Origin of the sequence: Haliea sp. (assembly GCF_040221975.1) — a bacterium.
Classification (GTDB): Bacteria; Pseudomonadota; Gammaproteobacteria; order Pseudomonadales; family Halieaceae; genus Haliea.
Genome location: NZ_JAVJWR010000009.1, coordinates 41,932 through 59,949, shown reverse-complemented (window position 1 = coordinate 59,949; position 18,018 = coordinate 41,932). Strand labels below are relative to the sequence as shown.

Sequence of the window (18,018 nt, the reverse complement as noted above, 5' to 3'; positions counted from 1 at the left end):
CCCCCTGGGCCCGCCGTCGCGATGGCCGCCAAAGGCACAGCCCTGATCGGTTCAACATGGCAGGCAGCGCCCGGGTCAGGGCACCACCGGTAACCACCAGAACAGCACCGTGCTGCACAGGGTGGCCAGGATCCAGCCCCACCAGCGACTGGCGGCCACACTGCCCGGCTCCAGCTGCAGCCACAGCATCCAGCCGTAGCGGGCAACCAGAACCAGGGTGGCCAGGGTGGCCGCCTGCAACAGCAGCGGCATGTGCGCCGCCAAAGGCAGGTCGGGCGCCCCCAGCAGCGCCTTTTTCATGACCTCCTTGGCCAGCGCACCGCTGGTGAATGCCAGCCCCAGCAGGGACAACCCGGGCAGGGCAATCAGTAGCCACAGCAACAGCCGCAACAGGCGGCTGGCGGGGAGTACCAGCCCCACCGCGAGGAACAGGCAGCCCTTGGCGAGGCCATGGTGGAGGGCAAACAGGGCGATGGCCGGCAACAGCGCGGCTACCTGACCGGGCACCGCCAGCGCGGCGCCCACCGGCACCGTGATCAGGCCCATCTGGCTGATGCTGGACCAGGCCAGCACCGTTTTCGGGTCCCGCTGCAACATGCCGAAGAGGGCGGCGCCCAGGGAACCGACAAAGCCCATCACGATCAGGAACTGGCCCCAGGCCTCCCAGCCAGCCTCGCCGATGGGCAGGGTCAGCAGCCAGCCCAGCAGACCGGCCTTGATCATCGCCCCGCTCAGCACCGCGCTGGCCGGCGTGGGTGCCACCGGATGCGCCAGGGGCAGCCAGAAGTGCAGCAGCGGCAATCCCGCCTTCACCCCGAAACCGGCAATGAACAGTGCGGTGATCAACCCGCCGGCGCTGCTGGCGCCAATGCCGGCGGCCAGATCCGCCAGCAGCAGGCTGTCCGCGGCCTGGGCCGCGAGCAGGAACCCGGCGAGCATTGCCATTTCACCGAACAGGGCCATGACCAGGTAGACCCGCCCGGCAAAACGCGCGCGGTCGCTGCCATCATGGACCACAAGGCCGTAAGCGGCGAAGGTCATCAGGGAAAAGAAACTGTAGAAACTGACAATGTCCCCGGCCAGCACCAGGCCGAGATTGCCCGCCAGGGTCAGGCCCCAGAACACGCCGAAGCGGCGCAGGTGGTCCGCGCCCAGGTAACCGACCGCATACAGTCCCGCCGCGCTCCACAGGAGCGCGGTCAACAACAGGAAACTGCGCCGCAGTTCGTCCAGCACCCAGGTGCCGCCCAGCATCAGCCAGGGCAGCTCCAGGGTCCAGGGCACCGTGGACGACAGGGCCAGCAACAGCGCCGGCAGGGGCAGCAGCGGCATGGCCACGCGCAGGGCACGGCGCCAACCTGGCCGCGCCGCCAGCAGCGGATACAGCAGCGGCAGCAGCACGCTGATCGCAACCAGGGGGACTGGCGCCAGGGCGTTCACGGCAGGTACATCCGTACAGCGATAAGCTGGGCCCAGGAAAGGGGGCTGAAGGCCGTCGCCGCCAGCAGGCCGACCAGTACCAGCATCAGGGTGGTAATCAGCGGCGGCCAGAACAGCCAGGCATTGGTTTCCAGCCGCCCCCAACGCCGCTCCTCCGGCCACGGTCCGGCGACAGAACAGAACCAGAGCCGGTAGACAATCGGCAGAAAGTAGGCGGCGTTGAGCAGGCTGCTGACCAGCAGAACCAGGATCACCCACTCCATGTTCGCAGCCAGGGCGCCGGTGCCCATGGTCCACTTGGTCACAAACCCGGCCAGCGGCGGCACCCCGATCATGCCCAGGGCCGCGACAGTAAAGGCCACCGATGTCGCGGGCATGCGCGCGCCGGCACCGTCCAGCTCATCTACCCGGTGCACGCCGAGGGTTTCGGCGTAGTTCCCGGCGCAGAAAAACAGGGTGATTTTCATGATGCCCTGGTGCAACAGGTGCGCCAGCCCGCCCACCGTACCGATTGGCCCGAACAGGGTCACCCCGAGGATGATATAGGACACCTGGCTGATGGTGGAGTATGCCAGCCGGCGCTTGAGGTCGATCTGCGACAGGGCCCGCACGGAACCGAACAGAATGGTGAAGGCGGCCAGCCAGGCCAGGGGTTCCAGCAGTCCCTGTCGGTAGGCAAAGTCGATACCGTAGATGTCATAGACCATCCGGACGATGCCGAAGGCACCTGCCTTGACCACCGCCACCGCATGCAACAGGGCGCTGACAGGCGCCGGCGCCACCATGGCCTGGGGCAACCAGCCATGCACCGGGAACATGCCTGCCTTGACCCCGAGGCCGGCGATCAGGAGGATAAAAATCAGCGTCAACTGGCCATGTAGCGCCGGGTCCACCCCCTGGAAGTGTCCCGTATCCTGGAATGCCAGATCCCCCAACAGGCCGTGCAGCCAGGCAATCCCCAGCAGCAGCACCACGCCGCCACCGAGGGTATAGATAATGTAGTTGCGGCCGGCCTGCAGGGACTTGGCGGTACCCCGGTGCACCACCAGTGGATAGGTCGACAGGGTGAGCATTTCATAGAACAGGAAAAAGGTGAACAGGTTCCCCGCCAGGGCAATGCCCATGGTGCTGGCCACGCAGAGACTGAAGAAGCCAAAGAAACGGCTGCGATTGGGCGAGTCTTCCAGGTAGCCGACCGCGTACAGGGTCGTGAACAGCCAGAGTATCGCCGACAGCCCGGCAAACAGCATCGCCAGGGCATCGGCCCGCAGCATGAAGCTCACGCCGGGCAGCATGGTGAAACTGACGCTGAACTCCACGCCGCGGAAAACGCCCCAGGTCATGATCGCGACGATGCCCAGCTTCAGCAAGGCCGCCAACACGTTGACCAGGGTGCGCAGGCGATGGCTGCTCTCGGGCAGGGCGAAAATCACCACCGCTGCCAGCAGCGAACTCAGCAGGGCCAGAATCGGCAACAGCGCGGTGAGGCTCATGGCTGCGCGGCCTCTACGCCGGCAACCACCTCGAAGGGCAGCGCCAGCACCGACAGCACCGGCTCCGCCACCAGTCCCAGGCCCAGTGCCAGCAGGGCCAGGACCATCGGGATAACTTCCAGGCTCCTGGGTGGATGATAAAATTCATCGCTGTCGCTGTCCTCGAGAAACGTGGCGCGGTAAATGCGGAATACGTAGGCGGCCGCCAGCACACCACCCAACAGCAATACTGCGACCCACCACCACTGACCGCTGGCCAGGCTGGCCTGCAGCAGCAGCCACTTCGCTGCGAAGCCCCCCGTCGGCGGCAATCCCATCAGGGACACCCCCGCCAGGCCGAAGGAGAACAGCGAAAATGGCAGATAGTGGCTCACCCCTCCCAGCGCATCCACGCGCTTGCTGCGCACCGACAGGATCAGGTTGCCGGCGGCAAGGAACATTGCGCTCTTGGCCAGGGCATGACTGATGACCTGCAGGGTCATGCCCTGCTGCGCCAGCAGGGACACCGGCTCCGCCACCGCGAAGGTCAGTGGAAACAGCAGGAACAGGTAGCCGATCTGGGCCACCGACGAATAGGCGACGACCTGCTTCAGATGCGGTTGACGGAAGGCAAGCCAGCTGCCCCACAGTACTGCCGCCGCGCCCAGCACACCGATGAACTGCGCCAGCCACTGGCCCCCCAGGCGATCCCCCAGCTCCAGCCACAGGCGCGCGGCGATATAGAACGAGGCCTTGACCACCAGCCCCGACAGCAGCGCACTGACCGGGGATTTGGCAATGCCGTGAGCCGGCGGCAGCCAGAAGTGCATGGGGAACAGTGCGGTTTTCAGCGCCAGACCCGCCAGCATCAGCAGCAGTGCCATGGTCAGTGCGGGCTCTCCGGTCACCAGCAGTTCATCAACAACCGCCAGCGACAGGGTACCGAAGCGCCCGTACACCAGGGCCACGCCCAGCAGGTAGGCCAGAGACCCCAGCAGGGCCGCAAACAGGTAGCGCAGCGCGGCGCGCAGGGCCGCCGCATCACCCCCCAGGGCCACCAGGCCTACGGCGGCGAGGCTGATCAGTTCCAGGCCGACATAGAGATTGAACAGGTCCGCCCCCAGCCAGACTCCATTCAGCCCCGCCCACAGGAACCAGAACAGGGGCCAGAAATAGCGCTGCCAGGGCTTGCCGGCATCCAGGTAGACGCCGGCATGCAGGCCGCAGGCAGTGGCCACGGCCGCGGTGAGGAGAACGAAGGTCACCGCCAACCCGTCCACCCGCAAGGCAATGCCCAGCGGCGCCTCCCAGCCGCCAAGGGCATAGAAAAAGCCGCCGCCCTCCACCACCGCGAACCACAGAGCCAGGGAGACCAGCACCTGAATCAGCATGCCCAGCCAGCTCAGCCGACGGCCCCAACGGAAGTCCAGCAGCAGGGACAGGGCCGCCCACGCCAGCGGCGTGAACAGCAGGCCGGCCATCAGCCACTGGCTCAAGACCCTGCTCCGCCATGGTCCGCTGCACTCCCCGCGGACAGGGAGGTATGGCCGGTGAGGTGGAAGTAGCGACGAATCAGCACAATGGCCAGGGCGGTCGCGGCAATCGCGACCACAATGCCCGTGAGCACCAATGCTTGCGGCACCGGATCCGGGCCACTGCGATGCTGGGCCAGCCCCACCAGCACCAGGAACACGCCCGAACCTATCAGGTTGAATGCCAGCAGACGCCGCAGCAAGTGCGCGAGGAGCAGGAAACCTGCCAACCCGATACCCGACAGCAACACCCCCGCCAGCGCGTACAGCAGGCCCGAACTCACGACTCGCCCTCCTCCGGCTCGGAGGCTCCGTTCACGGGTGCCGCCACGAACAGCGCCAGCAGGATCATGCCGATGGACAGCGCCAGCCCGGTCTCGATCAACAGGATCAGCGGCCCCGCCAGTCCCGGTGGATAGGCCAGGAACGGGCTGCCGTCCAGCGCACCGGCGACGGCGACCAGCAGGAATACCGCGAACCCCAGCACCAGGCCCAGGCGCAACAGCCCACCGGGGCGAATGAAGTCCATGGGCAAGCCGCCGAGGCGCATCAACACCCCGGTTGCCGCCAACACCGCACCGGCCTGGAAGGCACCGCCGGGACGGTGCGAGCCGGCCCACAGCAGATACCCGCACAACAACAGCATCAGCGGTATGAACCAGCGTTGCAGGGCGTACAACAGGGCGTCGGAACTGCGCAGGTCGGGATCCTCAAGCGAACTGGTCGCCGCCAGGGATATACCGGCCATCGCGGCGATCACCAGCACCCCGATTTCAAGCAGCGTGTCGTAGCTGCGGAAATTGAGCAGCACCGCGGTCACCGCATGCTCGACGCCGCTGTCGCCCAGGCGGCTGGCAAGCAGTGCTGGCAGGTCAGGCGTAAACGGCGTTGCGGCAATCGCCCATACCGTTGCCAGCAGCAGTAGCGTAAACGCGACGCAAGCCAGCAGGGAAAGACCCAGCAACCAGCGTCTCATCGATCACCACCTTCGGCACCGGGTCCCGACCCCCGACCCCGGCTGAAATGACTGACCGCGTCCAGCAGCAGCACGCCGGTCAGGCCGGCGCCGATCGCCACCTCGGCAAGAGCGATGTCAGGCGCCTGCAGCCGCACCCAGGCCACCGCCATCAAGAGTCCGAAGGCCATGAACATGACCACCGCCCGGAACAGGTCCCGCGACAGCAACACGGCTGTCGCGGTTCCCAACAGGGCGAGCACCAGCAATCCATCCAGCCAGAATTCAGACATCGTGACGATCCCCGGAACGATCAGCCGACGCCGGCTCCGCCGTGGTGGCACGCAGGGCCCTGCCGACCAGATGCGCCGCGGTAGCACTCGCCGCCAGCGCCACCCCCCAGATCAGCAGCAGCTTGAGTACCGTGGCAAAACCGGGCAGCGAGGGCAGCAGGCCGAGCACAATGAAGCCCAGGCCCAGATTGTCGGCCTTGGTCAGGGCATGGATGCGGCTCAGGGTATCGGGCAGGCGAAACAGGCCGAGGGTGCCGACCGAAAAAAACAGGCAACCACTGCCAAGCAGCAGCCCCTGCAGCAGTGGCAACGCAACCTCAGGAATCATTCGCTTCCCCTTCACGGTCGGCGCTGGCAACCTGCACCACGCGGGTAACAAATGCCGCCGTCGCCAGTACTGTCAGCAACGCCAGGGTCAGCGCCACATCGCGCAGGGACGGCATGTTCTGGGCCTCGGCCAACACCAGCAGCAGGGCAACACCGGTGGTACCAAACAGCTGCGACGCCAGCATCCTGTCCGCGGCCGCGGGGCCCCACCAGATGCGCAGCAAGCCGAGCAGCAGCATCAGCAGCAGAAAAACCGCAACCGCATTCAGCAGCAGCGTCACGGTGAGGAGTCCGCTGCAGCTGCCGGGGCAACGGAGAACATGGCGGCTATGTGGCGCTCAGTGCGCCGCATCTCTGCGGCTATTGGCATCCGGGTATCCAGGCAATGCAATTCCAACTGGCGACCGCGCAGGGTAACACTGAGGGTGCCCGGCAACAGGGAGAGAGTATTGGCCAGCAACCAGCGGGGGCCACCCTCCGGCAGGGTGGTTGCCAGCGAGCAGTAACCGGGGCGTATGGGCAGCGCCGGTTGCAGCAGGCGCCCGGCGATATCCAGCCCGGCAATCAGCGAACGATAAAGGAAATAGCCTGCAAAGCGCAGGCCGCCGAGGGGCCGGATCCGGTAGGGGGAGGGGGCAAAGAAACGCAGGGACACCACTCCGACCGGTACAGCCACCAGCAGGCCAAAACCGAGACTCGCGATCTCACCCTCGGCAAGAGCCCACCAGGCCAGCAGCAACAAGGCGACACGGCCTGCCAGAGTACGCAGCATCTATTCGACTCCCACGCGGTTCTTGCCCTCCCGCTTGGCTTTGTAGAGCGCACTATCGGCGCGTTTCAACAGGTCGGCAAAAGACTCGCCCGACTTGTGGGCGGTAACCCCGATGCTGACGCTGAGGGCCAGGGAATCGACACTGCTGTCCTCAACGGTGAACATCGTGGAGCTGATCGCCTCGCAAATCTGGCGACCCTTCCTGGCCGCGACGCGTGCCGACGCGCCCGGGAACACAAGGGCGAATTCGTCGCCGCCGTAGCGGGCAAAAAAATCCTCGCTGCGAATCACGTTGCGACAGATGGCAACCAGCGCCAGTAGTACCCGGTCGCCTACCGGGTGTCCGTAGTGATCATTGACGAACTTGAAGTTGTCCAGATCCAGCAGCAGCAGCGCGAAGCCGTTTTTCCGCGAGCCTCCGGCTTCGAGCAGGCCGCCGACAAACCAGTCGAAAGCGCGCCGGTTGTAGATACCGGTAAGCCCGTCCCGGCGCGACTCGTCCTGCGCCACTTCAAGTTCATTGCGCAGCACTTCGACCTGGCCGGCGAGACCGTGGATGCTGCTGGCCTCGACCTCCTGTTTGCGTCGCAAGGTCTCCCGCAACTGGTCTATCTCCAGCGCGAGACCCGACTTGAGCTTGCGGATATCCTCCAGCCGACCCAGTGCCGTCATGGTCTCGATCTGTTCGAGCATGGTCGAGTTGTAGGCACTATTGCGCGAATTCATTTCCACGACCGCCTTCGTCAATATATTGACGATCATCCGCAGCTCGCCGTCCAGCTCCCGGAGATAGTGCTGCTGACGGGTAATGAATTCCGGAATGAAAGCGGCCTCCTCGCGCAATGCATGCAGCGACCGGCCGGACTCCTCAAGCCGCTGCAGCTGTGTGCGGAGCCGTTCCAGCCCGCTGTGGAAGCTGGCGATATCGAGCTCCGCGTCGTCCACGGCGAACTGCCCCAGCCACGTCAACAAATTGTCGCCAAGGCCGCGGCTGGCCTGCTCGCGCGCTGTACACGCAGCCAGCTGGGATTCCGTGTTTACGTCGTCTCCTGCTGGAGCATCTCTTCGTTTCCTGAACAACATGGTAATTTTTCCCGAGGATTCAACAACGCCATTCCCACAGCGAGCAATAACATGGGCGGAAGCACCGCGTGCACTGGCACCTAAAAGAATCTGGTCACGATGACAGAATGCAATTGCCAGCAAGAGGGATATTACCTAATCTGGAAAAAAAGAATACCGTGACACAAAACCGTGAGGCTTGTAATCGCGGAGTGAGGACAGTAATTGCATGACGCCTGACACCAACCCCAAGGCTGCGGATCTTGCGCGCTTGCAGCGCGAGCTGCAGCAACGCGAGCGCGAGTTCGAAGCGATCAACCGGCATGCCCTGGTGAGCATCACCGACCAGGCCGGGCGCATTCAGCATGCCAATGCACTGTTCTGTGAAACCTGCGGCTTCACCCTGGAAGAGCTGCGCAATCGACGCCACGACATCATCGGTTCCGGCACCCACTCGCGGGAGTTTTTCCGCGACCTCTGGGCCACACTCGCCGGCGGTGAAATCTGGTCCGGCGAAATGTGCAACCGGCGCAAGGACGGCGAGCTGTACTGGGTCACCTCCACCATCACGCCGTTTCTCGACGACGACGGGAAACCCTGGCAGTACGTATCCATCTGTACCGACATCACCAGCACCAAGGTTGCGGAAGCGAACCAGCGTCGCCAGCACCGGGTGGAACGCATGGTCAGCGAGCTCAGTGCCAACCTGGCCACCGCCGTGGACCAGGCCGCGGCAGACCCGGTGCTGCAGCGCTTTTTGCAGGAAAGTGGCGAGCACCTGGGGGCGGATCGCGCCTACCTGCTGCTGTACTCCGATGACGACGAACGCATGAACATGACCCACGAATGGTGTGCGGACGGTGTCAGCTCCAAGTGGGAGACAGCGCTTGACCTGCCAGTGGCGGCGTTTCCCTGGTGGCAACAGCAGATGACGGAAAACCGGGTCACCCTGCTGCCCGACATTTCCCGACTACCCGCCAGCGCCAGCGCGGAAAAAGATTTCATGACAGCGCACCAGGCCCTCTCTGTCGCCGGCATCCCGCTGATGATCAACGGCAGGTTACAGGGCTGCATCGGCTACGACTCGGTTCGTGCGCGCAGAGAATGGCGCGACCAGGACGTCACCCTGCTGGCGGTGATCGGCGACGCCATCAGCAATGCCCTGACCCGGTTTGAATTACACAGGGAAGCCCAGCAACACCGGGAGCGACTGCGACTGGGACAACTCTATGCCGGCATCGGCACCTGGGAGTGGAACCTGCAGACCGACGCCATGTACTGGACGGAACCGGTCGCCAGGCTGTTCGGGATTCCGGAAACCGTGCTCCGTGGTGACACGGACCAGTTCCTGGGAGCGGTACACCCCGACGACAGAGACGCCATCACCGCGGCGATGCGCGCCACCATCCAGGATGACACACCCTACCGCGTGGAACACCGCGTACTGCGGTCCGACGGCAGCGTGCGCTGGCTGCAGCAGTCCGCCGCGGTAAATCGTGACGACAACGGCGCCGCCCTGGCCATGATTGGCATTACCCAGGACATCCATGACCGCAAGCTCGCCGAACTGGCTCTGCTGGAGAACGAGCGGGAGTTGCGCAAGACCCAGCAAATGGCGCGCCTGGGCAGTTGGGAAGAAAACTGCGCAACCGGCGAGATTATCTGGTCCGACATGGTCTACGAGATCCTCGGTCTTCCGCTGGCCGGCACCACACCGACGCTGGAGACACTCGACGAGCGAATTCATCCCGAGGACCGGGACATGCTGGCGGACCTGCGCCAGCGACTGCACGATAGCAGTGCCGCGGTTGATGTTGTGCTACGGGTTGTGCGCCCCGACGGAGAGGTCCGCCATGTGCATCTGCTGGCAAACAGCGAAACCAACAGCGCGGGGGACATGGTCCGCATACGCGGCACGGTCCAGGACGTTAGCCACCTGCAGCAGGTCGAGGAGGACCTGCTGATCATTCGCAGGGTTTTCGACGCTACCAGCCAGGCCATTGGGGTCACCGACACCAGTGGCCATCTGATCTTCAGCAACCGGGCCCACGAGGAAACCCTGGGGTACAACCGCGACGAATGCCTGGGGATGTATTTCGAGACGTTTATAGCCGAGGAAAACCGCGACTGGGTGGCGGATGCAGTCACCCGGGCACTGGAGCAGGGTAAAACCTGGTCGGGGCTGCTGCCGCTGCTGCGCAAGGACGGCAGTGAGGTCCTCACCCTCTCGGATATCGGTGTCATCCAGTCGGAAGATGAGCGCCGACAGTACCTGTTCAACATCTTCAGCGACTACACGCCGGAACAGAAGCGGCAACAGGAGCTGGCGCTGGCCAGGGAAGAAGCCGAGCAGGCCAGCCAGGCGAAGTCGACGTTTCTCTCCAGCATGAGCCACGAGCTGCGCACGCCGATGAACTCCATTCTCGGTTTTGCCCAGCTGCTGGAGTACGATCCGACGCTGGGCCAGGAGCAACTCGACAACGTCCGCGAGATTCTGCGGGCCGGCGGTCATCTACTGACGCTCATCAATGACATACTGGATTTGGCGCGGGTCGAGTCCGGGCAAATCGAGCTGGCGTTGCAACCCATCCCGATTTTGCCCCTGGTGGAAGAATGCATGTCCCTGCTCGCGTCCCAGGCGGAGGCGGACAACATTACCCTGAATCACCTGATAAGCGCCGACTGCAGTGTCCGCGCCGACCGCACCCGCCTCAAGCAGGCGCTGCTCAACCTGCTGAGCAATGCCATCAAATATAATCGCGATGGCGGTGACGTGCACGTAACGGCCAACTCCCATGGCGAAGACAGGGTACGGATTGCCGTCACGGATACCGGTCGGGGGATTCCGACGCACCGGCTGGCGGAACTGTTCCAGTCCTTCAACCGCCTCGACGCCGAGAAAACCAGCGTGGAGGGGACCGGCATCGGCCTGTTCATTACCCGAAGACTGCTGCAGAGGATGGAGGGCAGCGTGGGTGTGAGCAGCGAAGTCGGCAGCGGCAGCACCTTCTGGCTGGAACTGCCGCGGGCCAGTGTGGCCACTCGCAACGATGATGATGCTGTGACGCCAGCAGAGGATGCAGCGACAGGGAAACACGCTAGCCACCACCGGGTGCTGTACATCGAGGACAACCCCGCCAACCTGAAACTGGTCACCCAGATCATGGCGCGCCACGGCATTGAGCTGGTCGGCGCCCTGCTGCCTCGGGAAGGGATCGCGCTGGCCCTGGCATCGCCCCCGGATCTCATACTGCTGGATATCAACATGCCGGAGATGGATGGCTACGAAGTACTCGCGGCACTGAGGGATACGCCGACGCTGAGGTCGATACCAATAATCGCGGTAACAGCCAATGCCATGCACCAGGAGGTCGAACAGGGGATGCAGGCGGGCTTCAATGACTACATTACCAAACCGATCCAGGTAGGACAGTTCCTGGCGACCCTGGAACATTGGCTACACAACACGGAAAAAGCCCTGTAGCGCAGCTGCCGACGGGCTTTCGAAATTGAATCACGGCGGGGAACCTGTTAGCCTTTAGGCCTGCTTTTTCAGGGTCCTGGCGGTATCCATGCAAACCGAAACCATTCCCACCCAGCATCGCCCAAGCACCGGCGGCAGTGTCCTGGAAAACATCGTCAAACTTTCCTCCACTGGCGACATCAAGCTGCTGGACCGCATATTCCTGGAGAGCATCTGCGAGCTGCTGGCGCCGGATTACGCCGTGCTGTGCGTATTCACCGCCAGGGGCAACCTGACAAGAGTAAAACGCTACCGCAACCCGGTGACCCGGGGCTACGAGACTTGCCATCAACAGGAGGCCCTGACCCCGGCACAAGCGGCACTGATCAAACAGGCAAGAACAGCCGCGGATGGTGCTCGCGCTCTGGCGGAAGACGGTCGACAGCTGGCGGCATACAATCTGCAGAATGCCAGCGGCAGGACCGTGAGCCTGCTGCTGCAATGCGGCCCGCGAACAAGCGACGAGCAGATGCTGGCCTTCCGCGCCATCAAGCGGATTTATTTCAACTTCCGCGACTTCATGGATGCATCGCAACGCGACCCGCTGACGGGCCTGCTCAACCGCCGGTATTTTGACGATTGCATTCACCGGGCACTGGAAACAATAGAGGACGAGAAAACCCGCGCGGAAACCGAAGCGCAGCGCCGGGCCACGGACACCCGGCCACCACGACACTGGTTGGCGATTTTGGACATCGATCACTTCAAGAAATTCAACGATTCCTACGGCCACCTGTACGGCGACGAGATCCTGCTGCTCTTCTCCCGCATCATGGAACAGACCTTCCGTGAATCCGATCTCCTGTTTCGCTTCGGCGGCGAAGAGTTCGTCGTCATCACCGAAAATGCCAATCCCGAAGAGGCCATGGCGGCCCTGGAGCGATTCCGGCGCGCGGTACAGGACTACCCGTTTCCACAGGGCGAGCAGGTTACCGTCAGTTGCGGCGCCATCGAGGCGGTTGGCAACCTGTCGGCCACATCGCTACTGGGCAAGGCTGACGAGGCGCTGTATTACGCCAAGAACCACGGACGCAACCGCACCGTGATGTACGAGCAGCTGCTGGCAAGCGGCGAAACCACCGCTGCTACCGCCACCGCGGGTGATATCGAACTGTTCTGACCGGAGCGGCCGGAAGTCCCCGGCAACCTCCCGTACTCAAGAGCCGATATCGCGGAAACGCTCGCGGATGGCCAGCACTTCCGGCAGCTTCGCTTCCAGCAACACCACCAGGTCGGGGTCAAAGTGCTTGCCACTGCTGTCCCTGACATGCGCCAGCGCAGCCTCCACTGTCCAGGCCTTCTTGTAGGGGCGGTCGGACATCAGCGCATCGAATACGTCAGCCAACGCCGCGATCCTGCCTGAGAGGGGAATTTCTTCGCCCGCAAGGCCGTTCGGGTAACCACTGCCATCCCACTTTTCATGATGGGTCAGGGCGATCTCCCGGGCCATGCGCATCAGGCTGGAGTCGTCCCCTTCCAGCATGCTGGCGCCTATAGTGGTATGGGTCTTCATGATCTCCCACTCCTGCGGATCATGCTTGCCCGGTTTCAGCAGGATCGCATCGGGAATACCGATCTTGCCGATATCATGCATCGGGCTGGCGTTCAGGATCAGGTCGGTCTGGTTTTCACTCCAGCCGTACTCCCGCGCCAGCAGCGCACAACAGTAGCTCATGCGCAGAATATGGGCGCCGGTCTCCTCGTCGCGGTATTCAGCCGCCTTCCCCAGGCGCTGCACCACTTCCAGGCGCGTGCGACGCAATTCGCTGGTTCTCTGTCGCACCGTCTCCTCGAGCCAGGTCTTCTGGTCGTGCAGCAGGCGGTGCCCCATGTGGGCATCCAGCAGGTTGCGCACGCGCATGAACAGCTCGTTGCGATCAAAGGGCTTGGTGATGAAGTCGCGCGCGCCCCCGCCCAGGGCACGCAGGAGGAAGTCCTTGCCGTGCTGTGCGGTGAGAATGACGATGGGAGGCAGCAGCGGGTCGCCCAGCGCCTTGAGCTGCTCCATGACCTGGAACCCGTCCAGATGCGGCATGTTGATATCCAGCAGGACGAGATCGGGGCGTGCTGCCTGATACTGGTTCAGCACTTCCCGGGAATCCGCCACCAGCACCAGGTTCTGGAAACCCTGGCTGCGCAGCATCTTGTCCAGCAGGCGCAGATTGGGCGGCTCATCATCCACAATCAGTATGCGGCCACGCTCGCGTATCATCGAACTCATTCCCTGGCTCCCAATAACCGGATTATACGGGTTCACTGACTCGACCGGCATCCAGATGGCGATCCAGCACCTTCAAGAAATAGTCAATCTGCAGCGGCTTGGTAATGTAATCGGCAAAGCCCGCCTGGCGGCCGCGGTCAATGTCCCGCGGCAGGGCATTGGCACTGAGGGCAATGATCGGAACGGACTGCAGCCGCTCCTCGGTACGGAGAATACGCAGTACCTGGTAGCCGTCCAGCCCCGGCAGATTGATATCCAACAGAATCAGGTCGGGCCGCCTGCTCAGGGCCAGCTCGATACCCAGGTCCGGGGTATGCGCCGTCAACAGCCGGATGTGATGGCGATGAGCCATGACCTGTGCCATCAGGCGGATGTTGGAGGGATTGTCCTCGATGTAGATGACCGTATGCTCGATCACACCCGCTGCGGCATCGCCGCCGGGCAAATGCGACTCTTCCGAATGGTCCTCCAGGTCCGTGTCAGGCGCCAACTCCTCCTTCAGCAACTCCACCCAGAAGGTGCTGCCGCGCCCGGGGACGCTGTCCACCCCCAGGTTACCGCCCATCATCTCCACCAGGCGCCGGGTAATGGCCAGGCCGATGCCGGTGCCCTCGATCTCGCTGCTGTCTATGCCCAGGCGGTCGAAGGGTTCGAAGATGCGTGCGATCTGCTCGGACCGCAGCCCCCGGCCGGTATCGGCGATTCGAACCTGCACCCATTCCCCGTCCCGGACGGCCACTACCTCCACTATCAACCTGCCACCCTCGCGATTGTACTTGACGCCATTCGACATCAGGTTGAGCAGGGCCTGCTTGAGCCGCATGCGATCGGCGCGTACCACCGTGGCGGCACAGACCTCGTGCTCCACGGTTATGTCCCGACGCTCCGCCAGGGGGCGGATCAGCGACAGGCACTCCTCTACCACCGAACACAGAACCACCGGCTCTATGGAGAGATCGATACTGCCCGACTCCACCTTGGACAGGTCCAGTACTTCGTTGATCAATTCCAGCAGGTGATTGCCGGCCCGAATGATCTCGTTGACACTGTCGACGTGGTCCGCGGGCAAGGTGTCGTCGTACTCCATGATCTGGGCGAAACCGAGCACCGCATTCATCGGCGTGCGCAGCTCGTGGCTCATGCGGGAGAGGAACTCGGACTTGGCCTGGTTGGCGCGTTCGGCCTCTTCACGCGTGGCCACCAGCTCGATTTCCGCGCGCTTGCGGTCGTCAATATCCTGCACCACGCCGATCATGCGCACCGCCCTGCCCTGACCATCGCGTATCACCGCCCCGCGCTCACTCAGCCAGCGCACCGAGCCATCCGGCCACAGCACTCGGTGCTCGATGCCGTAGGGGGCGTCCTGCTCGACGCAGGCGTTGATGGCATCCAGTACGCTTTGACGGTCATCGGGGTGCAGGGCGGCGACAAAGTTGTCGAAGCTTGTCTGCAGCTCACCCTGGGGATAACCAAACAGGGTGGGAATGCGCTCGGTCCAGAACAGGTCGCCAGTACCGATGTCCCAGTCCCAGGTGCCGATATTGGCATAATTCTGGCCAAGCCTGAGCCGCTCCTTGTAGGACTCCATCTCGCGCTGCACCCAGTGCATGCTGGTAACATCCTTGAAATGCCAGACGCGGCCGGCGACCTGGCCGTCACGCAGCAGGGGCATGGAATCGCGCTCGATGATACGGCCATCAATCCGCTCGAAAACATCGTGGGAGGCCTGATCCGGATGCCGGTAGATTTCCTCCAGCCGTTCGAGGAAACGCTCCGGCTCCCGCACCCGGTCGCGGATCTGGTCGTGGCGAATGATGGCGGTATTACCGGGCTGCAGGCTGTCCTCGGGAAACAGGGACAGCTCCTCGAAACGCCGGCTGCAGAAGATCGTGCGCCGCTGCTCGTCCACTGCAAGAATCCCGTCGTCGGTCGCTTCCAGGGTTGCGCGCAGGTTTTCCTGGGTTTCGCGCAAAGCGATTTCGTCACTTATACGCTGGCTGATATCGCGCTGGATACCGATATAGTGTGTGAGCCTGCCAGCGTCATCGAAGATCGGCGACAGGTTCAGGTCATTCCAGAATAAAGTGCCGTCCTTGCGGTAGTTGCGCACCACCACCGAGGCCGGCTTGTGTTCCGCCAGCGCCTTGCGCAACTCTGCCAGTACCGGCTGCCCGCTTTCCTCACCCTGCAGGAACCGGCAATTGCGGCCCAACACCTCCGCCTCGGAATAGCCGGTGATTTTTTCGAAGGCGGGGTTGACATAAATCAGGGGGGAGTCAGCGAGTCTCGCATCCGTGATCAGGACACCATTGAAGGTCTCTTCCAGCACCCGGTCCCGCAGCCGCATCTGCTCCTGCAGCGACTTGAGTTCCGTGACCTCGGTACGCAGGGAGACATAGCGCACGGGTACGCCATTCTCATCCAGATAGGGAGAGATGGTCGACAGCACCCAGTAGAGACGGCCATCCTTGCGCCGGTTGCAGACCAGGCCGCGCCAGATATGGCCCGAGGAAATGGTACGCCAGAGATCGGCATAGAATTCCGGTGGATGCTGATCCGACTTGATGATGCGGTGATTCTGGCCGATCAGTTCATCGCGGCTGTAGCCGCTGACCTCGCAGAATTGATCATTGGCATGCAAGATCAAACCCCGGCGGTCGGTGACGCTCACCAGCGCATGGGTATCCACCACTTCGTGCTCACGCCGCCGCCGCTGGCGCAGCACCCGCAGCTTGCGCGCCAGTTCCCTGCGCTGGCGACAGCTGGCCGCCACACCGGTCAGCGCCCACCGTAACGCCGGTGCCGGAGAATCCGGCGCCAGCCGCGGACACCGTCCTGCGGCAGTGTCACCCACCAGCAGCACCGAGTCGCAACAGGTTTCGTTCAAACTGCCCAGCAGGGCCAAAACCCGGGACACGTTCCCGCTGCCTATGCCGGAGTCCAGCAGCACGGCCTCGGGCGTGGCAGCGCGCATCGCCTCCAGTACTTGCATGGGCTCACGCACAGTGCACACCTCAAAGCCCGCCCCGCGCAACACCGCGGCGCGGGCGTCCAGGGACAGGGGATCGTCATCGACCACCAACACCGCCGTACCGCTGTCATTGACGCGCCGCTGCAGAATGGGCAACAGCCGTGAGCCGCACTCGGGACCGGCAACAAAGCGGTCGGCCCCCGCCTGGACGGCGTGTAAACAGGCCTCGGCGGTATCGTCTTCGCCGATGACAACAATGAACCACCCGGCGGCTTTCAACGCCGCCCTGCACTCCGGCATACAATCGCACAACAACAGGCGATCAGCGGGCTCCGGCAGTGCAGCAACATCCGTCAGCAGGGCCGCCGGGTCCGTCAGCCGCTGGGTGGCGTAGCCTTGGCGTTCAAGTAGCTCCTCCAGCGTCGCCGCCAGCGAGCTGTCGCCAACAACGAGGCACGCCGTTGCCACCGAGCCGACTGGAATCAGAGGCGCCGCCATGCCGCTGGCACAGTGCGCCACGGTCTCCGCCAGTGCCACCAGCCTGCCCCTGTCGTCTGCTTCGAGACCGACAGCATGGGGTCGCAGGGCGCGCGCAAGCTCCGCTGCCGCCGCCGCCAACGGCTGCGCCCCCAATGCACCTGCAGCACCCGCCAGACCGTGGGCATCACGCCAGAGACCCGCCGGTGGATCGTCGGCCGCCAGCCACTGCTCCACTTGACGGCAAACATCACCCGCCCTGGTGACCAGCCGGATTGCCAGGGTACCTGTATCTGAGGGAATGTCGCCTTCGGTCAAACCATTACCGCCTGATTGCCTGTACTTGCAGCGACCATGCTAAGGTGTGGATATCGATCAAACAAGGTCGGATAATTGACGAGCAGCCAGCCCTGAACCACCCCGCCCGCGTCATCATTTTGACGAGCGCCGCGCAAAAATAAATTCCCCGCCAGCGCCTGTATCAGGCTCAAGATTCCCGTCGCCCTGCCGATAACCCGAATTGCAGACCTGTGATTGTGTCCCGACGCAATCGAGATTATCTACACCAATCTGAAAGGAATCGAACCTTGGCACAAATACTGACTGTGGATGACTCCAATTCGCTGCGGCGCATGGTGGCGTTCACCCTCAAGCAGGCCGGACACGAGGTGATCCAGGCCGTGGACGGCAGCGACGGGCTGGTAAAGGCTCGCGAACACGACATCGACCTCGCATTGGTCGATGTGAACATGCCGGTGATGGGTGGCATCGAAATGGTGGCCGAGCTGCGCAAGCTGCCCGGTTACGCACGAACACCCATCCTGATGCTGACCACCGAGTCCAGCGACGAGAAGAAACAGGAAGGCAGGCGGGCAGGCGCCACGGGCTGGATCGTCAAGCCGTTCAGCCCGGAACAACTGCTGGCGATCGTGGAAAAGGTTCTGGGAACCGCAAGCGCAGCGTGAGGCAGGCG

The 18,018-nt window shown here is 63.5% G+C and carries 16 protein-coding genes; 3 read left to right on the top strand and 13 right to left on the bottom strand.

The features are described from left to right. Positions 1 to 75: 75 nt before the first annotated feature. From RLO07_RS02605 to RLO07_RS02560, 10 genes are read right to left on the bottom strand one after another with little or no spacing between them, the layout of a single operon-like run. A complete protein-coding gene (locus RLO07_RS02605; protein ID WP_462290580.1) occupies positions 76 to 1,440 on the bottom strand; it encodes a complex I subunit 5 family protein in 1,365 nt (454 codons plus the stop codon). Then, positions 1,437 to 2,933, bottom strand: coding sequence for a complex I subunit 5 family protein (locus tag RLO07_RS02600; RefSeq protein ID WP_462290579.1), 1,497 nt, complete (start codon positions 2,931 to 2,933; stop codon positions 1,437 to 1,439). The genes RLO07_RS02605 and RLO07_RS02600 overlap by 4 nt, the downstream gene beginning before the upstream one ends. After that, complete coding sequence (locus tag RLO07_RS02595) at positions 2,930 to 4,408, bottom strand: complex I subunit 5 family protein (protein WP_462290578.1); 1,479 nt, start codon at positions 4,406 to 4,408, stop codon at positions 2,930 to 2,932. The genes RLO07_RS02600 and RLO07_RS02595 overlap by 4 nt, the downstream gene beginning before the upstream one ends. Next, complete coding sequence (locus RLO07_RS02590; RefSeq protein WP_462290577.1) at positions 4,405 to 4,728, bottom strand: NADH-quinone oxidoreductase subunit K; 324 nt, start codon at positions 4,726 to 4,728, stop codon at positions 4,405 to 4,407. Before RLO07_RS02590 ends, RLO07_RS02595 begins: the two co-directional genes overlap by 4 nt. Beyond that, positions 4,725 to 5,420 carry a Na(+)/H(+) antiporter subunit B gene (locus tag RLO07_RS02585; protein WP_462290576.1) on the bottom strand — a complete coding sequence of 232 codons (696 nt, stop codon included), beginning with the start codon at positions 5,418 to 5,420 and terminating at the stop codon, positions 4,725 to 4,727. Before RLO07_RS02585 ends, RLO07_RS02590 begins: the two co-directional genes overlap by 4 nt. Beyond that, a complete protein-coding gene (locus RLO07_RS02580; protein WP_462290575.1) occupies positions 5,417 to 5,692 on the bottom strand; it encodes a Na(+)/H(+) antiporter subunit B in 276 nt (91 codons plus the stop codon). Before RLO07_RS02580 ends, RLO07_RS02585 begins: the two co-directional genes overlap by 4 nt. Next, positions 5,685 to 6,020 (bottom strand): cation:proton antiporter, encoded by a 336-nt coding sequence (locus RLO07_RS02575; RefSeq protein WP_462290574.1) that lies wholly within the window; start codon positions 6,018 to 6,020, stop codon positions 5,685 to 5,687. Before RLO07_RS02575 ends, RLO07_RS02580 begins: the two co-directional genes overlap by 8 nt. Then, on the bottom strand, positions 6,010 to 6,300 hold the full coding sequence (locus RLO07_RS02570; RefSeq protein WP_462290573.1) for a monovalent cation/H+ antiporter complex subunit F: 291 nt from the start codon (positions 6,298 to 6,300) through the stop codon (positions 6,010 to 6,012). Before RLO07_RS02570 ends, RLO07_RS02575 begins: the two co-directional genes overlap by 11 nt. Further along, complete coding sequence (locus RLO07_RS02565; RefSeq protein ID WP_462290572.1) at positions 6,297 to 6,791, bottom strand: Na+/H+ antiporter subunit E; 495 nt, start codon at positions 6,789 to 6,791, stop codon at positions 6,297 to 6,299. Before RLO07_RS02565 ends, RLO07_RS02570 begins: the two co-directional genes overlap by 4 nt. Beyond that, positions 6,792 to 7,874, bottom strand: a complete 1,083-nt coding sequence (locus RLO07_RS02560; protein ID WP_462290571.1) for a GGDEF domain-containing protein — start codon at positions 7,872 to 7,874, stop codon at positions 6,792 to 6,794. 208 nt (positions 7,875 to 8,082) lie between these two features. Here RLO07_RS02560 and RLO07_RS02555 point away from each other — a divergent pair, with 208 nt between their 5' ends. Together RLO07_RS02555 and RLO07_RS02550 are read left to right on the top strand one after the other, a co-directional pair. Further along, the gene (locus RLO07_RS02555) at positions 8,083 to 11,337 is read left to right on the top strand and encodes a PAS domain-containing protein (RefSeq protein ID WP_462290570.1); all 3,255 of its coding nucleotides are present in this window, start codon (positions 8,083 to 8,085) and stop codon (positions 11,335 to 11,337) included. 88 nt (positions 11,338 to 11,425) lie between these two features. Further along, positions 11,426 to 12,496, top strand: a complete 1,071-nt coding sequence (locus RLO07_RS02550) for a GGDEF domain-containing protein (RefSeq protein WP_462290569.1) — start codon at positions 11,426 to 11,428, stop codon at positions 12,494 to 12,496. A gap of 36 nt (positions 12,497 to 12,532) precedes the next feature. Here the strand turns inward: RLO07_RS02550 and RLO07_RS02545 are convergent, their stop codons facing one another. The 3 genes from RLO07_RS02545 to RLO07_RS02535 are packed head-to-tail and all read right to left on the bottom strand — an operon-like array spanning position 12,533 to position 17,536. Further along, the gene (locus tag RLO07_RS02545; protein ID WP_462290568.1) at positions 12,533 to 13,597 is read right to left on the bottom strand and encodes an HD-GYP domain-containing protein; all 1,065 of its coding nucleotides are present in this window, start codon (positions 13,595 to 13,597) and stop codon (positions 12,533 to 12,535) included. A gap of 22 nt (positions 13,598 to 13,619) precedes the next feature. Then, on the bottom strand, positions 13,620 to 17,363 hold the full coding sequence (locus RLO07_RS02540) for a PAS domain S-box protein (RefSeq protein WP_462290567.1): 3,744 nt from the start codon (positions 17,361 to 17,363) through the stop codon (positions 13,620 to 13,622). Beyond that, positions 17,360 to 17,536, bottom strand: coding sequence for a hypothetical protein (locus RLO07_RS02535; RefSeq protein WP_462290566.1), 177 nt, complete (start codon positions 17,534 to 17,536; stop codon positions 17,360 to 17,362). The genes RLO07_RS02540 and RLO07_RS02535 overlap by 4 nt, the downstream gene beginning before the upstream one ends. 96 nt (positions 17,537 to 17,632) lie before the next feature. On the opposite strand from RLO07_RS02535, the gene RLO07_RS02530 reads away from it, so the two are divergent. After that, entirely contained in the window at positions 17,633 to 18,010 is a 378-nt protein-coding gene (locus RLO07_RS02530) for a response regulator (RefSeq protein WP_462290565.1), read from the top strand. Positions 18,011 to 18,018 lie beyond the last annotated feature (8 nt).

Excerpts from the sequence above, each read along its gene's own strand:
- RLO07_RS02550 (WP_462290569.1), top strand. The coding sequence starts at position 11,426 with ATGCAAACCGAAACCATTCCCACCCAGCATCGCCCAAGCACCGGCGGC.
- RLO07_RS02565 (WP_462290572.1), bottom strand. The coding sequence starts at position 6,791 with ATGCTGCGTACTCTGGCAGGCCGTGTCGCCTTGTTGCTGCTGGCCTGG.
- RLO07_RS02575 (WP_462290574.1), bottom strand. The coding sequence starts at position 6,020 with ATGATTCCTGAGGTTGCGTTGCCACTGCTGCAGGGGCTGCTGCTTGGC.
- RLO07_RS02600 (WP_462290579.1), bottom strand. The coding sequence starts at position 2,933 with ATGAGCCTCACCGCGCTGTTGCCGATTCTGGCCCTGCTGAGTTCGCTG.
- RLO07_RS02555 (WP_462290570.1), top strand. The coding sequence starts at position 8,083 with ATGACGCCTGACACCAACCCCAAGGCTGCGGATCTTGCGCGCTTGCAG.
- RLO07_RS02545 (WP_462290568.1), bottom strand. The coding sequence starts at position 13,597 with ATGAGTTCGATGATACGCGAGCGTGGCCGCATACTGATTGTGGATGAT.
- RLO07_RS02560 (WP_462290571.1), bottom strand. The coding sequence starts at position 7,874 with ATGTTGTTCAGGAAACGAAGAGATGCTCCAGCAGGAGACGACGTAAAC.
- RLO07_RS02580 (WP_462290575.1), bottom strand. The coding sequence starts at position 5,692 with ATGTCTGAATTCTGGCTGGATGGATTGCTGGTGCTCGCCCTGTTGGGA.
- RLO07_RS02585 (WP_462290576.1), bottom strand. The coding sequence starts at position 5,420 with ATGAGACGCTGGTTGCTGGGTCTTTCCCTGCTGGCTTGCGTCGCGTTT.